Raw genomic sequence first — 21,784 nt, 5'->3', positions numbered from 1 at the left:
TTTTTAATATTATAATTTATGAATCTTAAAATATTATTAACTTGCTAAAATTTAATAAAAAAAAATAAAAAAAGTGGGAGGTTAAATGTGGTTTAATTATTTATTCTAATATGAGTGTACTTACATTTTTACATGTGTTATATCTACTATTTGCACCACATATAACTGTAAATTCATATTGAGAATTTTTATAATTTGTTAAATCTAGGTTTACTTTTACTGTTCCATTGGTTGCTTTTGTATTTATTAAAGTTTTTCCATTAAATTTAATACAAACTTTATTTTCACCAATAAGATCATTGTTTTCATTATCTGTGAATTTAACTGTGATTGTTGTATTGTTTGTTCTTTTTACTTTTAGTGGTATTTGTTGTGCTTTTGGTGTTGTTTTGTTAATTGTTAAAGTACTGTTTGTTTCTGTACGGTTGTATGCACTACTTGATGCTACAGCTATAAGTGTGTAGTTTTTAGCTGTGTAATGTGCAGGTATCATGTATTCAACAGTTGCAGTACCATTTATCACGTTTGCATATAGTGTGTTACCATTTGAATCTTTTAGTGTACATCCATTAAGTTTGAAGATTACACGACCAGTATTAACTGCTTTACCGTTTATGTCAGTTACGTTTGCAGTTAAGAGTACTTTATTTCCACTTAATGTTGTAATTGGATTAACTTGAACGTTAACATCATATTTTGTAACTGTAAGTGTTACTGTGTTATTAGCAACTGCACATATATCATTACCATTAAAGGTTGCTGTAATGTTATATTTACCTAGTTTATATGCACTTGTATCAAATGTAACTTGAGCAATACCATTACTTATTGTAACTGTTTGGTTCACATTACCAAGTGTGAATGTTACATTACCATCATATATGATATTTCCTTTTTCATCAAGAATAATAGCTGTAACTTTACTATTTACTCCAGTATTGGTAGTGTTAGCCATTATAACTTTTGAATCTAGTAATTCAATAGTTTTTGTTATAGTTTCAGATATAAAATCATATTTTAATGTTGGATCTTCATATGATACTTTAACTGTTAATGTTTTTCCATCTTCTGGTTGTATAGTGTAGTTGATTTCAGCAAGTCCATTTACAACTTCAACTGTACCTATTTGTTTACCATTTACTTCAAAGATAGCATGTCCTGTTTCTACTGGAACATAAGGTGAGTCCCAATTAGTTCCATTTCTATAACTTACACTTATATTAATTCTTACATTATCATATACTTTTATAGTATCTGGCATTGTAATATTTAATACAGTACTTTTAACTGATTTTGCATAGTTATACATTACCATATTATTTATTGTGTCATTTTTATTTTCTTGTATTACTGCATCATTTCCTTCAAGTGTTGCTGTTTCTATATAGTTATATGTTATGTTGTTTCCTACTCCTTCGGTTATGTTAATTGCATATCCTAATAATTCATTGAATTCATAACCTTGACCACGGAATATATTATAATGGGAATTTGTAATATATATTGGTGTTTTAGTCACATGTCTTCCATCAAGTGATAATCCTTCAAAATTATTAAAGTTTGAATTATTTTCAACTTTTAAAAGTGAACTTATAGTATTGATTTTTATATTATATGTACCAATTCTTCCTCTGAATTTATTATATGATGAATTAACAAGTATTATTCCTTCATTATATTCTGATTGTTCTAAATCTAATTGATTTGTAAATATTGTATTATTATTTGAATTATTAAGAAGTAATGGTGTTGTATTTAATCCTTCAATCCATACTGCACTTGTATGATCTATTATATTATTATTTGCGTTATTAAGTAGAATTCCTATTATTTTATCATATTTAGATGAAGTAGATGTAACACCTGTAAAGTGTACATAGTTATTATTTCCTGTTATTTCAATTACTGTTATGTTTAATTCTACATTTGATGATGAATATATACTACCTGTGGTGATGTTGTTATTATTTCCATTTATTATAAGTATTGTTTTGTTATTATCATCTTTATAACAGTTCATAGAAGATATGTTAATATTACTATTATTTGATCCTATTATTAATTGAGAATCTCCTGTAATTGTTAGTCCTCTTAGTGTTATGTTGCTTGCTTCAGGTGTTAGATTTACTATAGTATTTGTATAGATAATTCCATCTGCTATTATGTTTAATGGTTTGTTTATGTTTAATTTTTTATTTTCTAAGTTTTCTGTTGCTATTATTTTAAGTCCAGCTGGAATTTCATCACGTAAATTTCCATTTTCATCAAAGAATTGATTATATGTTTTCTCATTAAGATAGTAGTATGTAGTTATTTCAGGATTATTGTTTAAAACTTTATTAGTATCTGGATTAGGGTTTAATATTGAATTATCAGCTAAATTGTTATCTGCATATAAGTTATTATCTATGATTTGATTGTTATTTGATGGTTCATTAATTATTATTGTGTATTTACTTGTGGTTGTAATGTTATTTTTTGTTATATTTGCTCCTGTTGTGTTATTTAATATTATTGGAGCTATATTGTCATTTGTGTTGGTTAAAGATTGAATATTACTTCCGATAATTTTTATTAAATTAGAATTATTAGAATAAATTGCAATATCATCAGATCCATTCATTGCTATTTTATTTCTATTTGAAATAGTTAAATTTGCTATTTGATTAATGAAAATTGCAGTTGAATTATTATTGTTTAAATAAAATCTATTATAATTAAGATCTCCTCCATAAAGATCATTCATTTTTTCAAAAACTACTGCTTTTGAATTTGCAGAATTTAAAGTTATATCATTATCATATAGAGTTGAACTATACTCGTTATTTCGTGTTACATTTATTAGTTTCATTCCAATATTTTTATCACCAAATAATGTGATTTCATTATAACTTATTCTACCAGTAATATATTGATTTTCTATTTCTAATCCTATTGTATTTGTTGCATTTACTATTATATTATTACTAGATATGTCATTGGACACTTGATAAACTATTTTTTCATGATTTAATATTTTTACAGGTTGAGCTGTAGTATTTGATTGTGTAGTTATATTATTATATTTTAAGTTAGTTTTTGTTGCATCTTCTATGTTTATTATTTTAATATTTTCTGTTGCTTTTGATTGTATATTGTTGTAGTTTATGTTAAGTGTTGTTAAGTTAATTATATTAATTAGTGTTAAGTCTTGTTTTGTTTGTGTTGTTATGTTATTTCGTGTTATTGTAAGTGTTGTTGTATTTATTGCATTTAGTATTGTTGTATTTGAAGTTATGTTACAATTTGATATTGAGTTTTCTTTTGATGTTAGATCAAATGTTATTTTATCTGTATTTCTAATTGTTATATAACTTATATCAAGTGTTGTATTTTCCACTGTTTTTATGCTGGTATTTACTAGTTTTGCATCTTTGTAATTTGTTATTATTATTGGTTTGTTATTATTTAGTATGATGTTTTTATTTTGTATTGTTCCATTTACTAGGAAGTGAACTTCAGATACTGGTATGTCTTTTATTGTTCCATCGTTGTTAAAGTAGGTGTTGAAGTTTTCTTCTGATAGTATGTAGTTTTTGTATACTGGTGTGTTGTTTTCAATGGTGTTTGTTTTGTCTGTTTTTACTGATTCATCTCCTACAAGAATATCTGCAAGTAATTTGTTTTGTGTGATATTGTTATTTTTACTATTTGCTATGATTGTGTAGTTGTTGTTTGTTGTTAAGTTTGATGTTTTAACTATGCTATTATCACCATTTAGTATAATTACAGGTTGATTGTTTATATTTGTAATGTTTAGTGATGATATTTCACTCATCTGGTTTGTTGTGATTGTTATGTTGTATGATACGAATCTTCCTTTTTGGAAGAGGCTTATTTTCTGATTAATGTTAATGTTTTTATTTGTGAGTGAGCCTATAATTTGTATTTGTTCTACATTATTGTATGTATCAAGTAAGTTTCCATCATCATCAAAGAATTTGTAAAATGTTTCATCATCTATTTGAAGTTCTGTAACAGTTGGTGTGTTATTTTCTACTTTGTTTGAAACTGCTGTGTAATTTACTGCACTATTTCCTTTAAGAGCAGCTGCTATAAGATTATTATTTGTTACTATATTATTTTTATAATCACCTAAGGATATTGTGTATTGATCCATTGTTGTTGTAATATTGTTTCCTGTGATTATGTTATTTTCTCCACTTATTATTATCATACGTGGGAAATTGTTATTTATTATATTTGAATTTGAACATGTTGCTTCTAATGCTTTTGATAATGTACCAGTTAAGTTAATAACAGTATTTGAGTTAATATTATATTTGTATTTTCCATTTGCTAGTAGTGTGAATGTATATTTATTACTACTTGAAAGACTTGTATATATTGATGATCCTATTGGTGAATCAAATGTATTGTTTATGAAGTTAAATGTGATATTTTGATTTCCATTAAATGAGTTAATACCTGTAGATTTATTAAATATGTTATTTTTTATAGTTGTAACTCCAGTATCTGCATAAATGTCTAGTTGATCATTATTTGTAAATGTACATCCATCAATTATTGTTGTTATTTTATCTGTTGAATTATTTTGTTCATAAAAGTTTGTTGATCCTGTGTTTATTGTTATTCCACTTCCTGTTTTATATGTACTTGATCCATCATATGCTATGTTGTCACGTATTGTTGAGTTTATAATTGTTAATTGTTTATCATTTGTTATTGTTCCCCAACGTGCATAGTTTTTCTGGAAGGTACTGTTTATTATTGTTGCTGTTCCATTGTTGTATATTCCTGCTCCATAGTTTCCTGTACTTGATGATTTACGGTTTGCTTCAAAGAGACTGTTTGTAACATTAATGTTTGCTCCATTGTTGTTTCTTATACTTGCACCAACTCCACCATGGTTGAAGATGAATGATACGTTATTAACTTCTAAGTTACCATAATTATCTACTGTTGCTGTTTCATATAAGGAAATGTCGCTTCCACCTTTATTCCAACAATTTTTAATTGTTAGGTTGTTTATTGTTATTAGACCGTTTCCTTTTGTTATGTTCATAGCCCAGTTACCTTTTCCATTATTATATGGATACCATTCAGGTGATGATCCCCAGTAGTATTCACCTTCTTCAAGTGTTGTTTTCATAGTATAGTTTACTTCTCCATCAATACTTGAATTTCCAACTCCAATAAAGTTAATATGTAAATCTCCTGGTACTGTAAGGTTAGTATTTCCAACTCCTTTAAATACTCCGTCAAGGTAGATGTTAGCATTTTGTTTATTACTATTTACTGTTGCTATTGCTTTTTGTATTGTTTTAAATGGACTGCTTTGTGATCCTGTATTTGTATCTGATCCACTATTTGCTGATACATAGTAGTTGTTTACTGTTGTATCTGTTTTTGTTGTTTTTGTATTTAGTGTTAGTTTTGTTTTAATTTCCATTCTGCTTTGTTTATGGTTGTTATTTTCCCCGTATATTGCAAGAATTTTTATTTCACGGTTGTTCCAACTTTTTGGTATTGTGAAGTTAACTTGAGTTTTTCCTGTGATTTTTAGGTTTTGTAGTGTTTTTCCTTCAATTTTTACACATATTTTCCCATCTTTCACAGTATTTCCATTTTCATCACGTGGATCTACTGTTATTTTAAGTGTATTTCCATCAATTTTTGTTGTTAGATTTGTTTTTGTTGCAAGTTTTTCAAGATGTAATGTTGCATTAGTACGTGCTTCGATGAATTTATTACTTCCACCATATGTGGTTGTAAGAATGTAATCTTTTGCTGAGTAGTTATCAGGTATGGTGTAATTTAGTGTTGCTGTACCATATTTAATATTGGAATGTCCTACTGTTTTTCCATTAATTTTAAATGCTACTTTACCATTTGGTATAATTATTCCATCTGATGTTGTAAAACTTGATTTAAGAGTTATTGTATTTCCTGGTTTTGCTGTAATATTATTAAATACTACATTTGTATGATCATATGTAATATGTGTAGCTTCAATACCACTTACATATAATGTTATATTTTCATGATTAGCAGGTAAATTACTTACATTAAATAATACTGAGTAATTATTTTCAGGTGTAAATTTAATACCTGTTGTATTTATAAGATCACTACTTGAAGTTAAATTAAGTGAATATCCTCGTCCTAAGCTTGTAATATAACCAAAGTATAAATCAGTATCAATTAAACATGAAATTCTTAATTGTTTTGTTTTCTGATTAAATGTATAATTTGATGGTTTACCATTAGTTTGAATATAAATATTTGAAACATCAGAATTATCAAGATAATAATTAGAACCTGAAGTTAGTTTTAAACTAGATGAACTAGAAATATTTGGATCTGAAGTTGCAGTATTATTTGCAAATACACATGATAAAACACTAGAACTTGCTTTTCCCCATGTATATCCAATATTTATAGCAGCACCAGTTTTTGCACTGTTATTGAAGAAGTCACAATTTTTAATGTTGATTATCCCTCTTCCTGTATTATATATTGCTCCACCCATACAACCTTGATTACTTATATTAACTAATGAAGTTGCATTATTATTAATAAATTCACATAATTCAATATTAAAAGTTACAAGAGAACCTCCATTTGAAGATAATGCACAACCATATGCCCAGAAAGAAGTTGCATTATCATTATCACATTTTATTGTATTATTAATGAAACTAGAATTATACACATCCATACTTGCACGTGCATATATTGCTCCACCATTTGCTGTACCATTTGCAATATTAACTACATTGTTTATAAATTTGGTATTATTAAGTGTGGTTGTTGAATTAACATATATTGCACCTGCTTGTGTTTCATTAAATCCATTTTTGAATGTTATGTTGTTTATTTTTATTATTTGATTTGTATTATTTAAGTTGAAGAATCTTGTAGTGTTTTGTCCATCAAATATTGTATTATCAACGTTTTCTCCATTGATTGTTATGTATTTTGCATTTGATGTTTTAGTTGATGTAAGTTGATCTTCAAACTTATATTGTCCTTTTTTAACGTTTATTGTGTATATTGTTTCATTGTCACCTTGATCTTGGATGTAGTTCCAAGCATCTTTTAATTCATTATAGTTGTTCACTGTTTGTTGTAGTGCGTCTGCTTTTTTTGTTTGTTTATCTGTCTGTGTTGTTTTTTTAGTTAGATTTTTATTCGTTTTCTTAACATCTTTAGTTTCTAGTTTTTGTGATGTTTCTACTATCTTTTCTGTATTACTTGTGATTGTATCATGATTTGCAGATTCTACGTTATCAGATAATATTGTAGTGGTTGAATCATTATCTGCTGCTGTGATACTTCCTACTGATACAAGTAATAGTAGTAGTGTTAGTCCTACGAATAAAAATTTACCGTTTTTATTCATAAAAAATCATTTTCCTCCAAGAAATAATTAAAAAATTATAATTAAACTTCTCCATGTTTCGATAATTCTAAAAAAAATAAAGAAACTTATGGAAATTTAATTAAAACTAAACATAGATTGAATAGTTACTTAGAATATTGATTAAATAATCCTTATAAAGGTATTTAATGTATAAAAAATGTATCATCAAATAGTTAAATTATATCAAATAAATCATTTCCCCTCCCCTCTGGTGGGATTATAGGGGATAATATTTGAAAATATTAGTTAAAATTAGTTTTAATATAATGGTAAAAAAAATAAGGGGAGGTTAAAGGTGTTTTTAGTTATTTATTCTAATATGAGTGTACTTACGTTTTTTATATGTGTTATAGCTACTGTTTGCACCACATATAATTGTGAGTATATTTTCGTATAATTATTAAAAAAAATAGAATTTTTATAAAAAAAAGTAAATTAAGGGGGAGATGGGGTGTTGTTTGAAAATATTTATTTTCTATGTTGCAACTTTTAAATTCATTAAATCAACAGTACCAAAGTATTTACTACCTTCTTTAATGATTATAATAATTTCATAATTACCAGCTTTAAGTTTATCAGTTGGAATGGTTATATTAAGTTTACCATTCATAATAGATGTTTTCATAACATTATTACCATTAATTTTAATGTCAATATTGCTTAAGCCTTTGAGTGTATCATTATAAGCATCTTTTAAAGTAGTACTTATTGATAAATTCTGACCTTTTGAAATTATACTATCATTTAATGAAATGCTTGGAATAGCTATTTTTGGAATACTAATAGTTTCTACTTCTTCACATCTATTATAATAGAAATTATTTACATAAACGCTTGTAAGATTATAATTAATTGCTGTTGTTATACCTGGAAGTTCATAATCAAGTGAAGCTAATCCATTTTTAACATTAACTTTAATTATATTACCATCTTCATCTTTTAAAGTTACACCATTAAGTTTGTATATAACTACATTTTCATCTATAAATGATTCATTAGAAGTAACTTTAGTTACTAATGAAAGAGTTTTACCATTTGTAAATGCTTGTGTTTCGATTGAAGCATTACGTTTTTGAATATCTATTATCATAGTGTATGAAGCATTAGAATATATACTATTAGTACCTATGATAATTAATAAATTATACTGACCTTTAGCTAGTTGATCTGTAGGAATATTAAGATAGATTTTTCCATCTGTAATATTATCATGTATAATAGTTTTACCATTAATTTTAACTGCTATTTTTTTATTTGCAACAATTGTTTTATTATTAATATCACGAACTGTTATGTTAATTGTAGTATTTTCACCTGTAAGGATATTAATATTATCAAATTTCATGTCAGGAATTGTTGTTGGTGTTATTTTAAAGTCAACCGTATCACTATTTGCATTATAGTAATTATTAATATATACAGCTGTGAAATTATTCATTCCGGTACTGGTACTTGGATATGCTGAATATTTATATGATAATGTGTAATTTAATGATGCATGTCCATTTATAACATTAGCCATAATTTCATTACCATTTTCATCTTTTAATGTTAAACCATTAATTTTAAATATTACAGCTCCATCTTTCATAAGTATACCATTTTCTGTAACTGTTACATTAGCAAGTAAATCACTAAGTGTGTAAGGATTATTTACCTCAACTTTAACTGTAACATCACGTCTTTGAATAGTTAATTTTCCTGTTATTTGACCTGTCTTATAGATGTTATTTTCTCCAATAATAATTGTTAAATTATAGACTTTTGCTTCCATGGAATCTGTTGGGAATGTTATGTTTAAAACTCCATCTGTAATAGTTCCATGCATGAAAGTTTTACCATTCATTTTAACAGCAATTTGATTAACTCCAACTAATTGGTTTCCATTTGCATCTTTTATTATTGTATTTAATGTGTAGTTTTCTAGTGTTTTTATTGTTTCTTCTATTGTTGTATTTGCTATATTTATTTTTAGAACTGTGAAGTTTCCTGTCACATTATTTGCGTTGTACATTGGATTTTCAAGTTCTGCTGTTATGTTGTGTTCTCCAGCTTGTATATCACTTGGTAGTGTGTAGTTTAGTTGTGCTTTTCCATCTACAATTGTTACATTAAATGTTTCATTATCAACTTTAAATATTACATTACCATTTACTGGTTTTCCATTATCTGTTACTGTTACGTTTGCTGTAAGTGTTCCAGTTATGTTAACTGGTGTTGTTACGTTCATTGTTATATTTGAGTCACGTTTTTGTATTGTTAGTGTTCCTGTTATTTTTCCTGCATTGTATATGTTGTTTCTCCTATGTTTACTGTGAATGGATATGTTTTTGCTTCCATAGTGTCTGTTGGAAGTGTTATGTTTAAAATTCCATCTGTTATTGTTGTTTTTATTGTTTGTCCATTTATTTCCACTGTTACATCGTTTGTTCCTATGAGTGTGTTTCCGTTGGTATCTTTTATTATTGTGTTTATTGTGTAATTTTCAAATGTTTTTATTGTTCCATTGATTGTTGTATTTGCAATGTCTAGTTTTATAACTGTGAATTTTCCTGTTACTGGATTTGCATCATACATTGGACTTTCAAGCTCAGCTACTACATCATATTCTCCAGCTTGTATGTCACTTGGTAGTGTGTAGTTTAGTTGTGCTTTTCCATCTACAATTGTTACATTATATGTTTCACCATTTATTGTAAATATCACATTACCATTTACTGGGTTTCCATTTTCAGTTACATCTACATTTGCTGTTACATTTCCAACTGTATTAACTGGTGTTGTCACGCTTATTGTTAAGTTTGCATCATGGTTCATTATAGCAACTAGTGTATATTCTGTGTATACTTTCATGTTACTATCAGCTGGTAATGGTTTAAATTCAACATCTGATGAATAACCATTTTCAACAGTTAGATTTACTTTTGTTATAAGATCATCTGGAATTGATGATACTTCTAACATATAATTATTTCCAAGTTTTGTTATTGTTTGATTACTGTCTTTTTCAACTAATACTACTTTAAGTGGTGATGGTGTTGTTTGATTTAATAATGCTACTGCATTATTACCATTTACTTGAGCTGTTATGTTAGAATCATATATTGAATCAACTTGTGCAAAGTAGTTTCCTCTAAGAATTAAAGTTACATTTTCATCTGCTAGGTTAACTGAATTTTCAGCTGTATTGTTGTTAAATGCAGAGAATGTTAAATTTAATATGTTATTTTTTCCATAAATTCCTCCACCAATTTTTGATGTGTTATTAAGGAAAGTGGTATAACTTACTGTAAGGTTTGAATTTCTTATTTCTGATTCTCCTGTTGTTGCTATTGTTCCACCATAACTTGTATTTGTACTTGTAGCTGAGTTTTTATCAAGTGTAGAATTTGTTAAAGTTAGATTTGCACCTGTTATTGCTATTGCTCCACCATAGCTTAAAGATGATCCATTTGCTTTGTTATTTGCAAATGTTACATTACTTATATTGAGTGTTGAACTTAGTGTTGTACTTTCACTCATTATACTTATTGCTCCACCATAGCTTTTAGAAGAGCTGGTTGCTTGGTTATCTGTAAAGTTTGTTAAGTTAACTTTAAGATTTTGGTTTATTCCACTTATTGCTCCACCATAACTTCTAATACGACTACTTATTGAATTGTTTGTAAAGTTTGAATTTGTTATTGTTATATCTGAATTTTTAATTTCAGATTCACCAGTAGTACTTATTGCTCCACCATAACTATTATCTGTTTTAGCTTCTGCTTTGTTTTGTGTGAAGTTAACAGTATCAATAGCTAATGAACTTCCTATTGTACTTATTGCTCCACCATAACTTTCAATATTACCACTTGCTGTATTGTTTTTAAATTCTGTATTTGTTATTGTTATGTTTGAATTTCTTGTTTCTGATTCTCCTGTTGTTGCTATTGCTCCACCGTAACTGTTACTTGCTGTACTGTTTGCTGTGTTGTTTATAAATGTGTTATTGTTTAATGTTGTGTTTGTTCCTGTTGTACTTATTGCTCCTCCATATGTTTTTTCCATATCCTGAAGCTAGGTTATTTTCAAATTTAGTGTTATTTATATTTATTGATGCACTAAATACTGTGGATTCTCCTGTTGTTGCTATTGCTCCACCGTAACTGTTACTTGCTGTACTGTTTGCTATGTTGTTTGTAAAGTTTGTATTGGTTAAGTTAATATTTGATCCTGTAATGGATATAGCTCCCCCATAACTTCTTTCAGTAGATCTTGCATGGTTATCATTGAATGTTGTATCAGTTATTGTTACATTTGAATTTCTTGTTTCTGATTCTCCTGTTGTTGCTATTGCTCCTCCATAACTATTACTTTTTGTACTGTTTACTGTGTTGTCTGTAAAGTTTGTATTATTAATTCTAAGATCAGATGCTGTTATTGATATTGCTCCTCCATAACCTCTTGTAGTTGCATTTATTGTGTTATTTGTAAAACTTGAATTTGCTATTATAACATTTGAACGTATTGTTTCTGATTGTCCTGTAGTTGATAAAGCTCCTCCATAACTTCCATAATTTATACTTTGTGCTTTGTTATTTGTGAATGTTGTATTATTTGCATTTGTATTTGTTCCTGTTGTACTTATTGCTCCACCATAACTTGTTGTCATACTGGTTGCTGTGTTGTTATTAAATGTTACATTGTTCATGTTAAGTATTGGCTGGGTTGTTTCAAGTATGTCTGTTTGAATAGCTCCTCCATAACTTGTTGTTGAACTATTTGCCATGTTATTTTCAAATGAAGTTCCTGTTATTGTAAGAATTGAACCTGTAATACTTATAGCTCCCCCATAACTATTACTTGCTGTACTGTTTGCTATGTTATTATTAAGTTTTGAATTTATTACTTGAACTTCAACTTGCATATAAACTGGTGTTGCTGAAACTATTGCTCCACCATATGTGTTTTTTTCACTTTTAACTTTATTGTTTGTAAATGTGTTATTATTTATTATTAATTCATAATCTGAATAAATAGCTCCCCCATAACTGTTTAGATAACCTGTTATTGTGTTATTATCAAAGATTGTATTATATGATTGTAATTGGGATGATTGTAGGTATAAAGCTCCACCATATGAACTGTTAGAAGAACTATCTACTTTGTTATTGCTAAATGTGGAGTCATATATGTATATCAGTGAAGTTGCATCACTTATTGCTCCTCCATGACTTTCATCTTTACCTCTGACTTCATTATTATTAAATGTTGAATTTCTAATGGTTAATGTATCACCTAGGTGATAAATTGCTCCTGCTTCACCTGCATTTCCATCAGAACCATCAGCTAAGTTATTAATGAAGTTAGAATTAATAATTTGAGAATTTCTAAATATAACTATTGCTCCACCATATGTATATGAATAACTTCTTACTCTGTTATTAGTAAAATTTGAATTAGATACTGAAATTCCAGATGTTGCATATATTGCTCCACCATAACTAGTACCTGTTTGACTTTGAGCATAATTATTTATAAAACTACAATTTAAAACATTTGGATTTTCAGAATCCATAAATGCTATTGCTCCACCATATGTATCATTCATTCCTTGAGCAGAGTTATTATTAAATGTATTATTAATTAATACAGAATTTGTAGAATTTGCTATGTATAATGCTCCCCCACTAATTGCATTGTATATGGTTGATGATTCTGTTGAGATAGCTGTGTTATTTCTGAATGTAGAATTTGTTATATGAATGTTTCCCTGACTTAAACTGATTGCTCCACCTTGACTTTCACGAACAAAACCATTTCTAAATGTTATATTATTTAGAGTAATGTCTTGGGATTGTATATCAAAAAATCTAACATTTCCTTGTCCATCAAATATTGTGTTCGCTGGATTTCCTCCATTTATTGTAATGTTAAGGTGTAATGTAGATGTTGATGTAAGTTGAGTTGTGAATGTATAAGTACCTTCTGCTAAGTTTATAATATAATTATCAGAAGTACTTCCACTTGTCTGTATTTGTTCCCATGTTGTTCTTAGAGAATTAAAGTCATTGACATTATATGGGACATCTGCTTTTTTAACAGTTTTATTTTGATTTGATTTAATGTTTTTATTTATTGTGTTCTTTTCTTTTTTAATATTCCCTTCTTTAGAAATATTTGTTGAATCTAGTTTCTTGATAGCTTTAGTTTCTTGAATATTTTCAGAACTAAAGTCATGTTGATTATTATTAATATCTGAAGTTATTTCATCATTCACATCAGATCCATTAATATCAGCAGCACTAATACTACCAATACTAATTAATAATAATAAACAGCAAAAAACTAAGAATAAAACTTTAGACCTTTTAAATTTCATAAATATTACTCTGTAATTTTTTTTAATTTTTGAATAACCTGAGTTATAATTATTTTTTTTTTATAATTTAGTATATAAAAATAAAAATAATAGTCCGTATTTATATTTTTATTTCATCATATACTAATTTATCTATTATTTAAAAAAAAATGGAGAGTTCTTATTTTTTATTTTTAAATTTCCCCCCCCCCCCTTTATAATAATATTATAGAATATCATCTTATTTTGTATAAAATTATATTTTTTATTATTTTTTTTTAAAATAAAACTTTTAAATCAATTTTTAAAACTTTTTTTTTGAATTTCATAAAAATGAGTATGAAAAACCATTTTAAACTTAAAAATACATTAATACAAAGAAAATAGATCATATTTGAATAAAAATATAATTTAAAACCTTAGAAAAGAAAAATATTTAAAGAATTAATGTGTGATGGATATAAAATAGTATATATTTCTGTAAGATTTGATTAAGATATATTTAAAGATACTTTTTTTTTATGAAAATTAATCTAATTTATTTGATATAAACTTTTTTGAGAAATGCTAAAAAAAAATAAAAAGTATAAAATAAAATGGGGGGGGAGGGTTAAGTATTTAATTTTATTCTAATGTGAGTGTACTTACATTTTTACATGTGTTGTATCTGCTATTTTCTCCACATATAACTGTAAGTTCATATTGAGAGTTTTTATAGTTTGTTAAATCCAGGTTAACGTTTACTGTTCCATTGGTTGCTTTTGTATTTATTAATGTTTTTCCATTAAATTTTATACATACCTTGTTTTCACCAATAAGATTGTTGTTTTTACTATCTGTGAATTTAAGTGTAATTGTTGTGTTATTTGTTCTTTTAACGCTTGTAGGTACTTGTTGTGCTTTTGGTGTAGTTTTATTAATTGTTAAAGTACTGTTTGTTTCTGTTCGGTTGTATGTACTACTTGATGCTACAGCTGTTAATATATAATTTTTAGCTGTGTAACTTGATGGTATTAGGTATTCAATTGTTGCTACACCATTTATTACGTTTGCATAGAGTGTGTTACCATTAACGTCTTTTAATGTACATCCATTAAGTTTGAAGATTACACGACCAGTATTAACAGGATTACCATTCACGTCAATTACATTAGCAGTTAGTAGTACTTTGTTTCCACTTAATGTTGTTATAGGATCCACTTTAATTATTGGATCATATTTAACTATATTTAATGTTGAATTTGCAGTAGACTTAGCTATTAAATCATTTCCATTAAATTCAGCTATTAATTCATAAATACCTAATGCATATTTAGAAGTATCAAATACTACTTCTGCAATACCATTTTCAATAGATACTGTTTGTATTTCATTATTTAATTTAAATGTAACATTTCCATCATAAATTATGTTACCTTTTTCATCTATTGTTATTATTGTAACTTTTGTTTGTACTCCATCATTTGTTATATTAGGAAGAACTACTGTAGAATCTTGTTTTATAATATTAACTGTTTTATTTATAACAGATATATTTTTAACTAATGTATCATCACCATAGATAAGTTCTACATAAATAGAATTTAAATCATTATCAGTTAATGTATAATTTATTGTAGTTATTCCACCAACAACATCTACACTGCTAACTTCAACTCCATTAATTCTTAATATTAAAATTCCATCTTCCACAGCAACATAAGGTGAGCTGTAACTTGTTCCATTTTTATATGTTAAATTAACATTTAATACTAGATTGTTTTGAGTTTTTATATTATCAGGAATTGTTACATCCATACGTACAGATAAAGCATTATTTTCTTTGTAATTATTTTTAACAATATTATTTACAGAGTCATTAATATTTTCTTGTAATACTGCAAGATCACCTTGTAAGTTAATTGTTCCTATTATATTATATTCAACTTTATTTCCAACACCCTCAACTATGTTAATTGCATGACCTGCATAATTATTAAATGAAAGATAACAGCCCATAAAGGTATTATAATTTGAATTATTAATTACAATAGGTGTTTTTGTAACTGGTAATCTTGATATTTTAAGTAAGAATGTATTTGCATTTGATTGTTAAGTACTCTTAATACTGAAAGTTCACTTGCACCATAATAAGTTGAGAAGTCTCCTCCAATATAGTTATTTGAAGAGTTTATAAGAGTAATTTCTGTTAATTTATCTATATTACTAAGTGTATAAATTGATCCAAATGTTATATTGTTTTTATCTGAGTTTTTAAGTAAGATGAAAGTTGTATCATTACATGATGAGAACATTGGATTATTGAAGAATATACTATTATTTAAAGTATTTTCAAGTAATATTGCATTTACTTCATTAAAGTAAGATGCTCTTAATGAATTTATATTTACTTTGTTATTTTTACCTGTAACTTTTACTACTGAAATATTTGAATTTAAATCTCTTGAACTTGAAACAGTTACTAAATCAATAATTATATTATTATTATTTCCTCGAATAAGAATTAAATCAATATTATCACTTACTGTATTTGTAATATTCATGCTTGATATGTTAATGTTTGATTCATCAGCTAAAATAATAACACTACTATCTGCTGATAATTTTATTCCTGTTAAATTTGTATTTTTAGCAGAACTATCAATTATTAATTTAGAATTTATAAGTTCTGTTTTATCTGCTACTAAATTAATTGGTCTTGTAATATTTAAAACTTTTCCATGTAAATTTCCTGTAAGTTGAATTGTTATACCTGTTGGTACTTTATCACGAAGAGTACCATTTTCATCAAAGAATTGTGAATATGTTTTATCATTTAAGAATATATAACTTACAACTTCACCAGGTAAATTTATATGTATACGATTTGTTGAATTTTCACTTTTAACTGAGTTTGATCCAAAAGTTGTACTAGCATATAAAGTATTGTTTTTAATTAAGTTATTTGATGAATCTTTATCTAATTGTATTGTGTATAGGTTATCTGTTATTATTGTATTTACTTGAAGAGAATTACTTGATGAGTTAATAAATATAACATCAGAATTTGTACCATTAGTTGTTGTTGTTATATTATTATCTGTAATATTTAAGTTACTTGAATTTATAAATTTAAATGCTACAACATCAGATCCATTAAGAACGATATTATTACGTGTAAATGTTAAATTATTTGAAGAATTTATAACTAAAAATCCAACTATATTTTCAGCATTTATTCTTTGAGATGAATATATTTTTATATTTTTTGAATTAATTAATATTACACCATAACAATTTGAACCTGTATTTTTAAATGAACCATAAATTGATTTACCAGTTGTATCAGATCCATTAGCTAGAATACTTATTGATGTTTTTGCATTTGTTATAAAATTCTCACTATAAATATCTGCTGAATAGTTCTGCATATTTAAACTTATGGCTTTATCATCACCATTTGTTATAATAGTATTATACTGTGTTTCTGTAAGATTAGATTTTATAGGACTTCTCATACTTATTGAAGCAATTATATTATCTGAATCTATAATTTTACCATAGTTTGTTGTAATTGTATTTTGTCTTATCTTAAATCCTGATGAATTATATAATCCAATAGATACTGTTGCTATATTTCCATTATTCATTTTAAGAGCAGGACCATATGTTATAATTACGTTATTGCTTATTTCTGAGGTTGTTCTTACATTACTTGATCCATTTGTATTAATAATATTTATTGTTGTTACATTTTCTGTAGAGTTTGCAATAATATTATTATTTTGTATTTTAACTTCACATCCAGTTACATTTTCTATGTTTATTGCATTTGTATTTGTTGTAATATTATTGTAACTAATCAAACTTTTAGCTACATTTAGTTGTAATGCTACTTTATTATTTGTATTTTCTATATTTACATAGCTCATATTAAGATATGTTGTATCTTCTACTGTTATAGTTGTATTATATAATACTAGTTTTTCTGATCCTACAATTGTAATTGTATTATTTAAATTAAATATCATATTTTTATTATGCATTGAATCTTTAATTAGGAAATGAATATTATCTTCGTTGTATTCAAGTTTTATTTTTCCATTATTATCAAAGTATGTTGAGTATGTAGTATCTGTTAAAACATAATTTTTATATGTTGGTGTATTTAATTCTATTACATTTGTTCCATTGCTTAATACAGCTTCATTACCTGTAAGAATATCTGCAACTAATTCATTACTTGAAATATTATTATCATTACCATTTAATATAATTGAATAATTTGAATTTGTTAGTAGTTTTGTCTGTGTAACTGTAATATTATTTGCATTTATGATAATTACAGAATTATTATTTTTATTTTCAACATTTAATCCTGATATACTTAAATTTGGTGAGTTAATATTTATTGTAATATTTAATAAAGTTACTTTATTATTTGTCTGAGTAATACTAACTTCTCGGTTAAGATTAATGTTTTTATTTGAAAGTAATCCTGAAATTTCAATTAAGTTAATACTATTAAATGCTGGTAATATATTTCCATCATCATCAAAGTATTTATAAAATGTATCATCATTAATGCTTATTGATTGTGTTTCAGGTATGTTATTTTCAATAGTGTTAAAGTTACTATTTGAATCTATTGCAGCATTTCCTTTAAGTCCATTAGTTGAAAGATAGTTATTTTTTATTATGTTAAATCTACTTGTAGTATCTGGAATAGTTATTGTGTATGTATCCATTGTTGTGGTTATATTATTTCCTGTTATTGTATTGTTTGATCCTGTAATTTGAATTGCACGTGTAAATGTGTTATTTTTTATTGTTGAATTACTTGATTGTAGTTCTAATGCTTTAGAATCACTACTTGCTAAATTAAGAACTGTGTTGTTTTCAATTAAGTAAATGTAATTTCCATATAATCTGAAAGCTAATATTTGATAGTCTGTTGATGATAAACTTGTGTATAATGATGACCCAATTGGTGAATCAATTGTGTTATTTATAATATTATATTTAATATTTTTTGCACTTGCTTGTGGTACAACAATTCCTGTTGATTTATTAAATATACTATTTGTAATATTTAAATCTCCTTCATCTGCATAAATATCAAGTTGATCGTTGTTTGTAAAATAACATCCATCGATTATTGTTGTAATTGAAGTTACGTTATATGTTACATCAAATGTTGTACTTCCTGTATTTATTGTTATAGCAGAACCTGTTTTAAATGTACTTCCTCCATCATATCCTATGTTATCTCGTATTGTTGAGTTGATTATTGTGAGATTTTTATCATTTGTTATTGTTCCCCATCTTGCATAGTTTTTCTGGAAGGTAGAGTTTATTATGGTTGCTGTTCCATTGTTATATACTCCAGCTCCATAGTTACCTGTACTGTTTGATTTACGGTTTGCTTCAAAGAGGCTGTTTATAACTTTTAGGTTTCCACCATTGTTATTTTTGATACTTGCACCAACTCCTCCATGATTGAAGATAAATGAAACATTATTTACTTCAAGATTTCCATAATTTGTAATACTTGCTGTTTTATATGATACTATATCAGTACCTCCCGGACTCCAACAGTTTTTAATTGTAAAGTTAGTTATTGTTATAATTCCATTTCCACCTGTTATGTTCATAGCCCAGTTACCTGTTCCATTATTGTATGGATACCATATTGTTGTTGATCCCCAATAATATTCACCATCAGTAAGTTGTGTTTTTATTGTGTAGTTTACTTCTCCATCAATGCTTGAATTTCCAACTCCAATAAAGTTAATTTTAAGATTTCCAGGTACTGTTAAATTAGTGTTTCCCACTCCTTTAAAATTACCATCTAAGTATACATTTGCTGTTTGTCCATTATTTTGTATGGTTGTTATTGCTTTTTGTATTGTTTTAAATGGACTGGTTTGTGATCCTGTATTTGAGTCTGATCCTGTAAGGTATGATACATAGTAGTTATTTATTACTTCTTCTGTTTTTGTTGTTTTTGTATTTAGTATTAGTTTTGTTTTTATTTCCATTCTGCTTTGTTTATGGTTGTTATTTTCTCCATATATTGCAATAACTTTTATTTCACGATTATTCCAACTTTTTGGTATTGTGAAGTTAACTTGAGTTTTTCCGTTTATTTTTAGGTTTTGTAGTGTTTTTCCTTCGATTTTTACACATATTTTTCCAGTCTTTACTGTGTTTCCTTTTTCATCTTTTGGATCTACAGTTATTTTAAGTGTATTTCCTTCAATTGTTGTTGTTAGATTTGTTGTTGTTGCAAGTTTCTCTAGGTGTAATGTTGAGTTAGTACGTACTTCTATGAATTGATTGCTTCCACCATATACAACTGTTAGTATATAGTCTTTTGCTGAGTAATTTTCTGGTATAGTGTAATTTAATGTTGCTGTTCCAAATTCAATATTGCTGTGTCCTACTGTACATCCATTGATTTTAAATGCAACTTTACCATTTGGTATGAGTTTGTTATCTGATGTTTTAAATGTAGCATTTAATATAATATTATTTCCAGGTTTTGCTGTGATATTATTAAATTCAACATTTGTATAATCCCATATAATTTTTGCAACTTCAAGATTACCAGCATAAAGTGTTATATTTTCATGATTTACAGGTAGATTACCTATATTAATAATTGCAGTATACTTATTATCAGCAGATAACGAAATATTACTTGTATTTATAAGAGTACTTGAAGATTTAACTGGAATTTGATAATAGTTTCCTATCATTGTTGTAGGTTCATCATATGATGTTAATTCTGTTATCATATTAATTGTAATATTATTTGTTCTTTGATTAAGAACTTTTATAGGATATTCACCATTAACTAAGGTTATAATTGAAGTTGCTGAACCATCAGGATAATAATTTGAACTTACATCAATACCATCAGATCCACTATAATCAAAGAGTTTAGAACCTGTATTTTTATCAATAACACAATCTTTCACTATTGTAGGTCTAAAACGGTTCACATAACTGAAACTTCCAACAGAACCTACATTTGCATGATTACCAATAAAATTACAATTTGTAGCATTTAAACCACCAATTTTTGCAGTCCTTCCATCACTAGTAGCGAAAACTCCACCCACAGCATATTCAGGATAACTACTATTTTCATTTGCAATTACAGAGTTATTTATAAAATCACAAAATGTTATATTTACAAACATATATCTTCCAGAAATAGAATTATATGCAATTGCACCACCATTTATAGTACAATAACCTGTTGTTGTTGATTCTGCTGTATTATTTATAAAGCTTGAATGATTAATTGTAGTATTTCCAGCATAGATATAAATAGCTCCACCTCGTACTGTATATATATCTTCAGATTCTGAATAAACTCTATTATTTATAAATTTAGAGTTATTAATATTCATATCACATCTATCATATATAGCTCCAGCTTGAGTGTTATTAAATCCATCTTTAAATGTTATATTATTAAATGAGATTTTTAGTGTTGTTGTATTTATATTAAAAAATCTTGTCTTATTTTGTCCATCAAATATTGTTTTATCAACATCTTCTCCATTAACTGTAATAGATTTAATATTTGATTCATTATTTATTTCAAGTTGTTCATCAAAGTTATAATTACCATTTTTAACATTGATTATGTAGTCTGTTGTGTTGTCTCCATCTGTTTTTATGTTGTTCCATGATGTTTTTAGTGTTTCATAGTCAGTAGCTGTTTGTGTTGATTCTACTGCTTTTTTAGATTGTTTATTATTTATTGCTTTCTTATTTAAATTTTCATTTTTAGAATTATCTTTTGTATTTGAAAATTTATTATCATTTAATACTTTATCATTAGATATATCATGAGCTATATTAATTGATCCATTATCAGAAATACTACTTTGAGTATTATTAGAATCAGTTGCACTAATAGCACCTACTGATATAACTAAAATGAGTAATGTTAATCCTAAGAATAAAAATTTACTTTTCTTATTCATAAAAAATCATTTTCCTCCAAAAATAATTAAAAAGAT

Annotated in this window: 6 protein-coding genes; all 6 read right to left on the bottom strand. The window is 26.5% G+C overall.

What is annotated here, in order from left to right:
* Positions 1-100: 100 nt before the first annotated feature.
* Positions 101-7,405: an Ig-like domain-containing protein gene (locus tag MSCUN_RS06145; RefSeq protein ID WP_095608264.1), complete on the bottom strand. Its 7,305-nt coding sequence runs from the start codon at positions 7,403-7,405 to the stop codon at positions 101-103.
* A 496-nt stretch (positions 7,406-7,901) separates the two neighbouring features.
* Complete coding sequence (locus tag MSCUN_RS06140; RefSeq protein ID WP_095608263.1) at positions 7,902-9,656, bottom strand: Ig-like domain repeat protein; 1,755 nt, start codon at positions 9,654-9,656, stop codon at positions 7,902-7,904.
* A 41-nt stretch (positions 9,657-9,697) separates the two neighbouring features.
* On the bottom strand, positions 9,698-11,473 hold the full coding sequence (locus MSCUN_RS06135; protein ID WP_109583011.1) for a hypothetical protein: 1,776 nt from the start codon (positions 11,471-11,473) through the stop codon (positions 9,698-9,700).
* Complete coding sequence (locus MSCUN_RS06130) at positions 11,412-13,787, bottom strand: beta strand repeat-containing protein (RefSeq protein ID WP_109583009.1); 2,376 nt, start codon at positions 13,785-13,787, stop codon at positions 11,412-11,414. The genes MSCUN_RS06135 and MSCUN_RS06130 overlap by 62 nt, the downstream gene beginning before the upstream one ends.
* 603 nt (positions 13,788-14,390) lie before the next feature.
* Positions 14,391-15,764 (bottom strand): hypothetical protein, encoded by a 1,374-nt coding sequence (locus MSCUN_RS06125; protein WP_095608261.1) that lies wholly within the window; start codon positions 15,762-15,764, stop codon positions 14,391-14,393.
* 26 nt (positions 15,765-15,790) lie between these two features.
* A complete protein-coding gene (locus MSCUN_RS06120; protein ID WP_095608260.1) occupies positions 15,791-21,748 on the bottom strand; it encodes a beta strand repeat-containing protein in 5,958 nt (1,985 codons plus the stop codon).
* Between the last annotated feature and the right edge of the window lie 36 nt (positions 21,749-21,784).

This window comes from Methanosphaera cuniculi, from assembly GCF_003149675.1.
In the GTDB taxonomy this organism is placed as follows: domain Archaea; phylum Methanobacteriota; class Methanobacteria; order Methanobacteriales; family Methanobacteriaceae; genus Methanosphaera; species Methanosphaera cuniculi.
The sequence above is the reverse complement of the archived record's forward strand: the minus strand, read 5'-3'. Positions and strand labels throughout refer to the sequence as shown.

What these genes read in the sequence shown, in the direction of transcription:
- MSCUN_RS06135 (WP_109583011.1), bottom strand. Translation starts at nt 11,473, where the DNA reads ATGGAAAAAACATATGGAGGAGCAATAAGTACAACAGGAACAAACACA.
- MSCUN_RS06140 (WP_095608263.1), bottom strand. Translation starts at nt 9,656, where the DNA reads ATGAACGTAACAACACCAGTTAACATAACTGGAACACTTACAGCAAAC.
- MSCUN_RS06130 (WP_109583009.1), bottom strand. Translation starts at nt 13,787, where the DNA reads ATGAAATTTAAAAGGTCTAAAGTTTTATTCTTAGTTTTTTGCTGTTTA.
- MSCUN_RS06125 (WP_095608261.1), bottom strand. Translation starts at nt 15,764, where the DNA reads ATGGGCTGTTATCTTTCATTTAATAATTATGCAGGTCATGCAATTAAC.
- MSCUN_RS06145 (WP_095608264.1), bottom strand. Translation starts at nt 7,405, where the DNA reads ATGAATAAAAACGGTAAATTTTTATTCGTAGGACTAACACTACTACTA.
- MSCUN_RS06120 (WP_095608260.1), bottom strand. Translation starts at nt 21,748, where the DNA reads ATGAATAAGAAAAGTAAATTTTTATTCTTAGGATTAACATTACTCATT.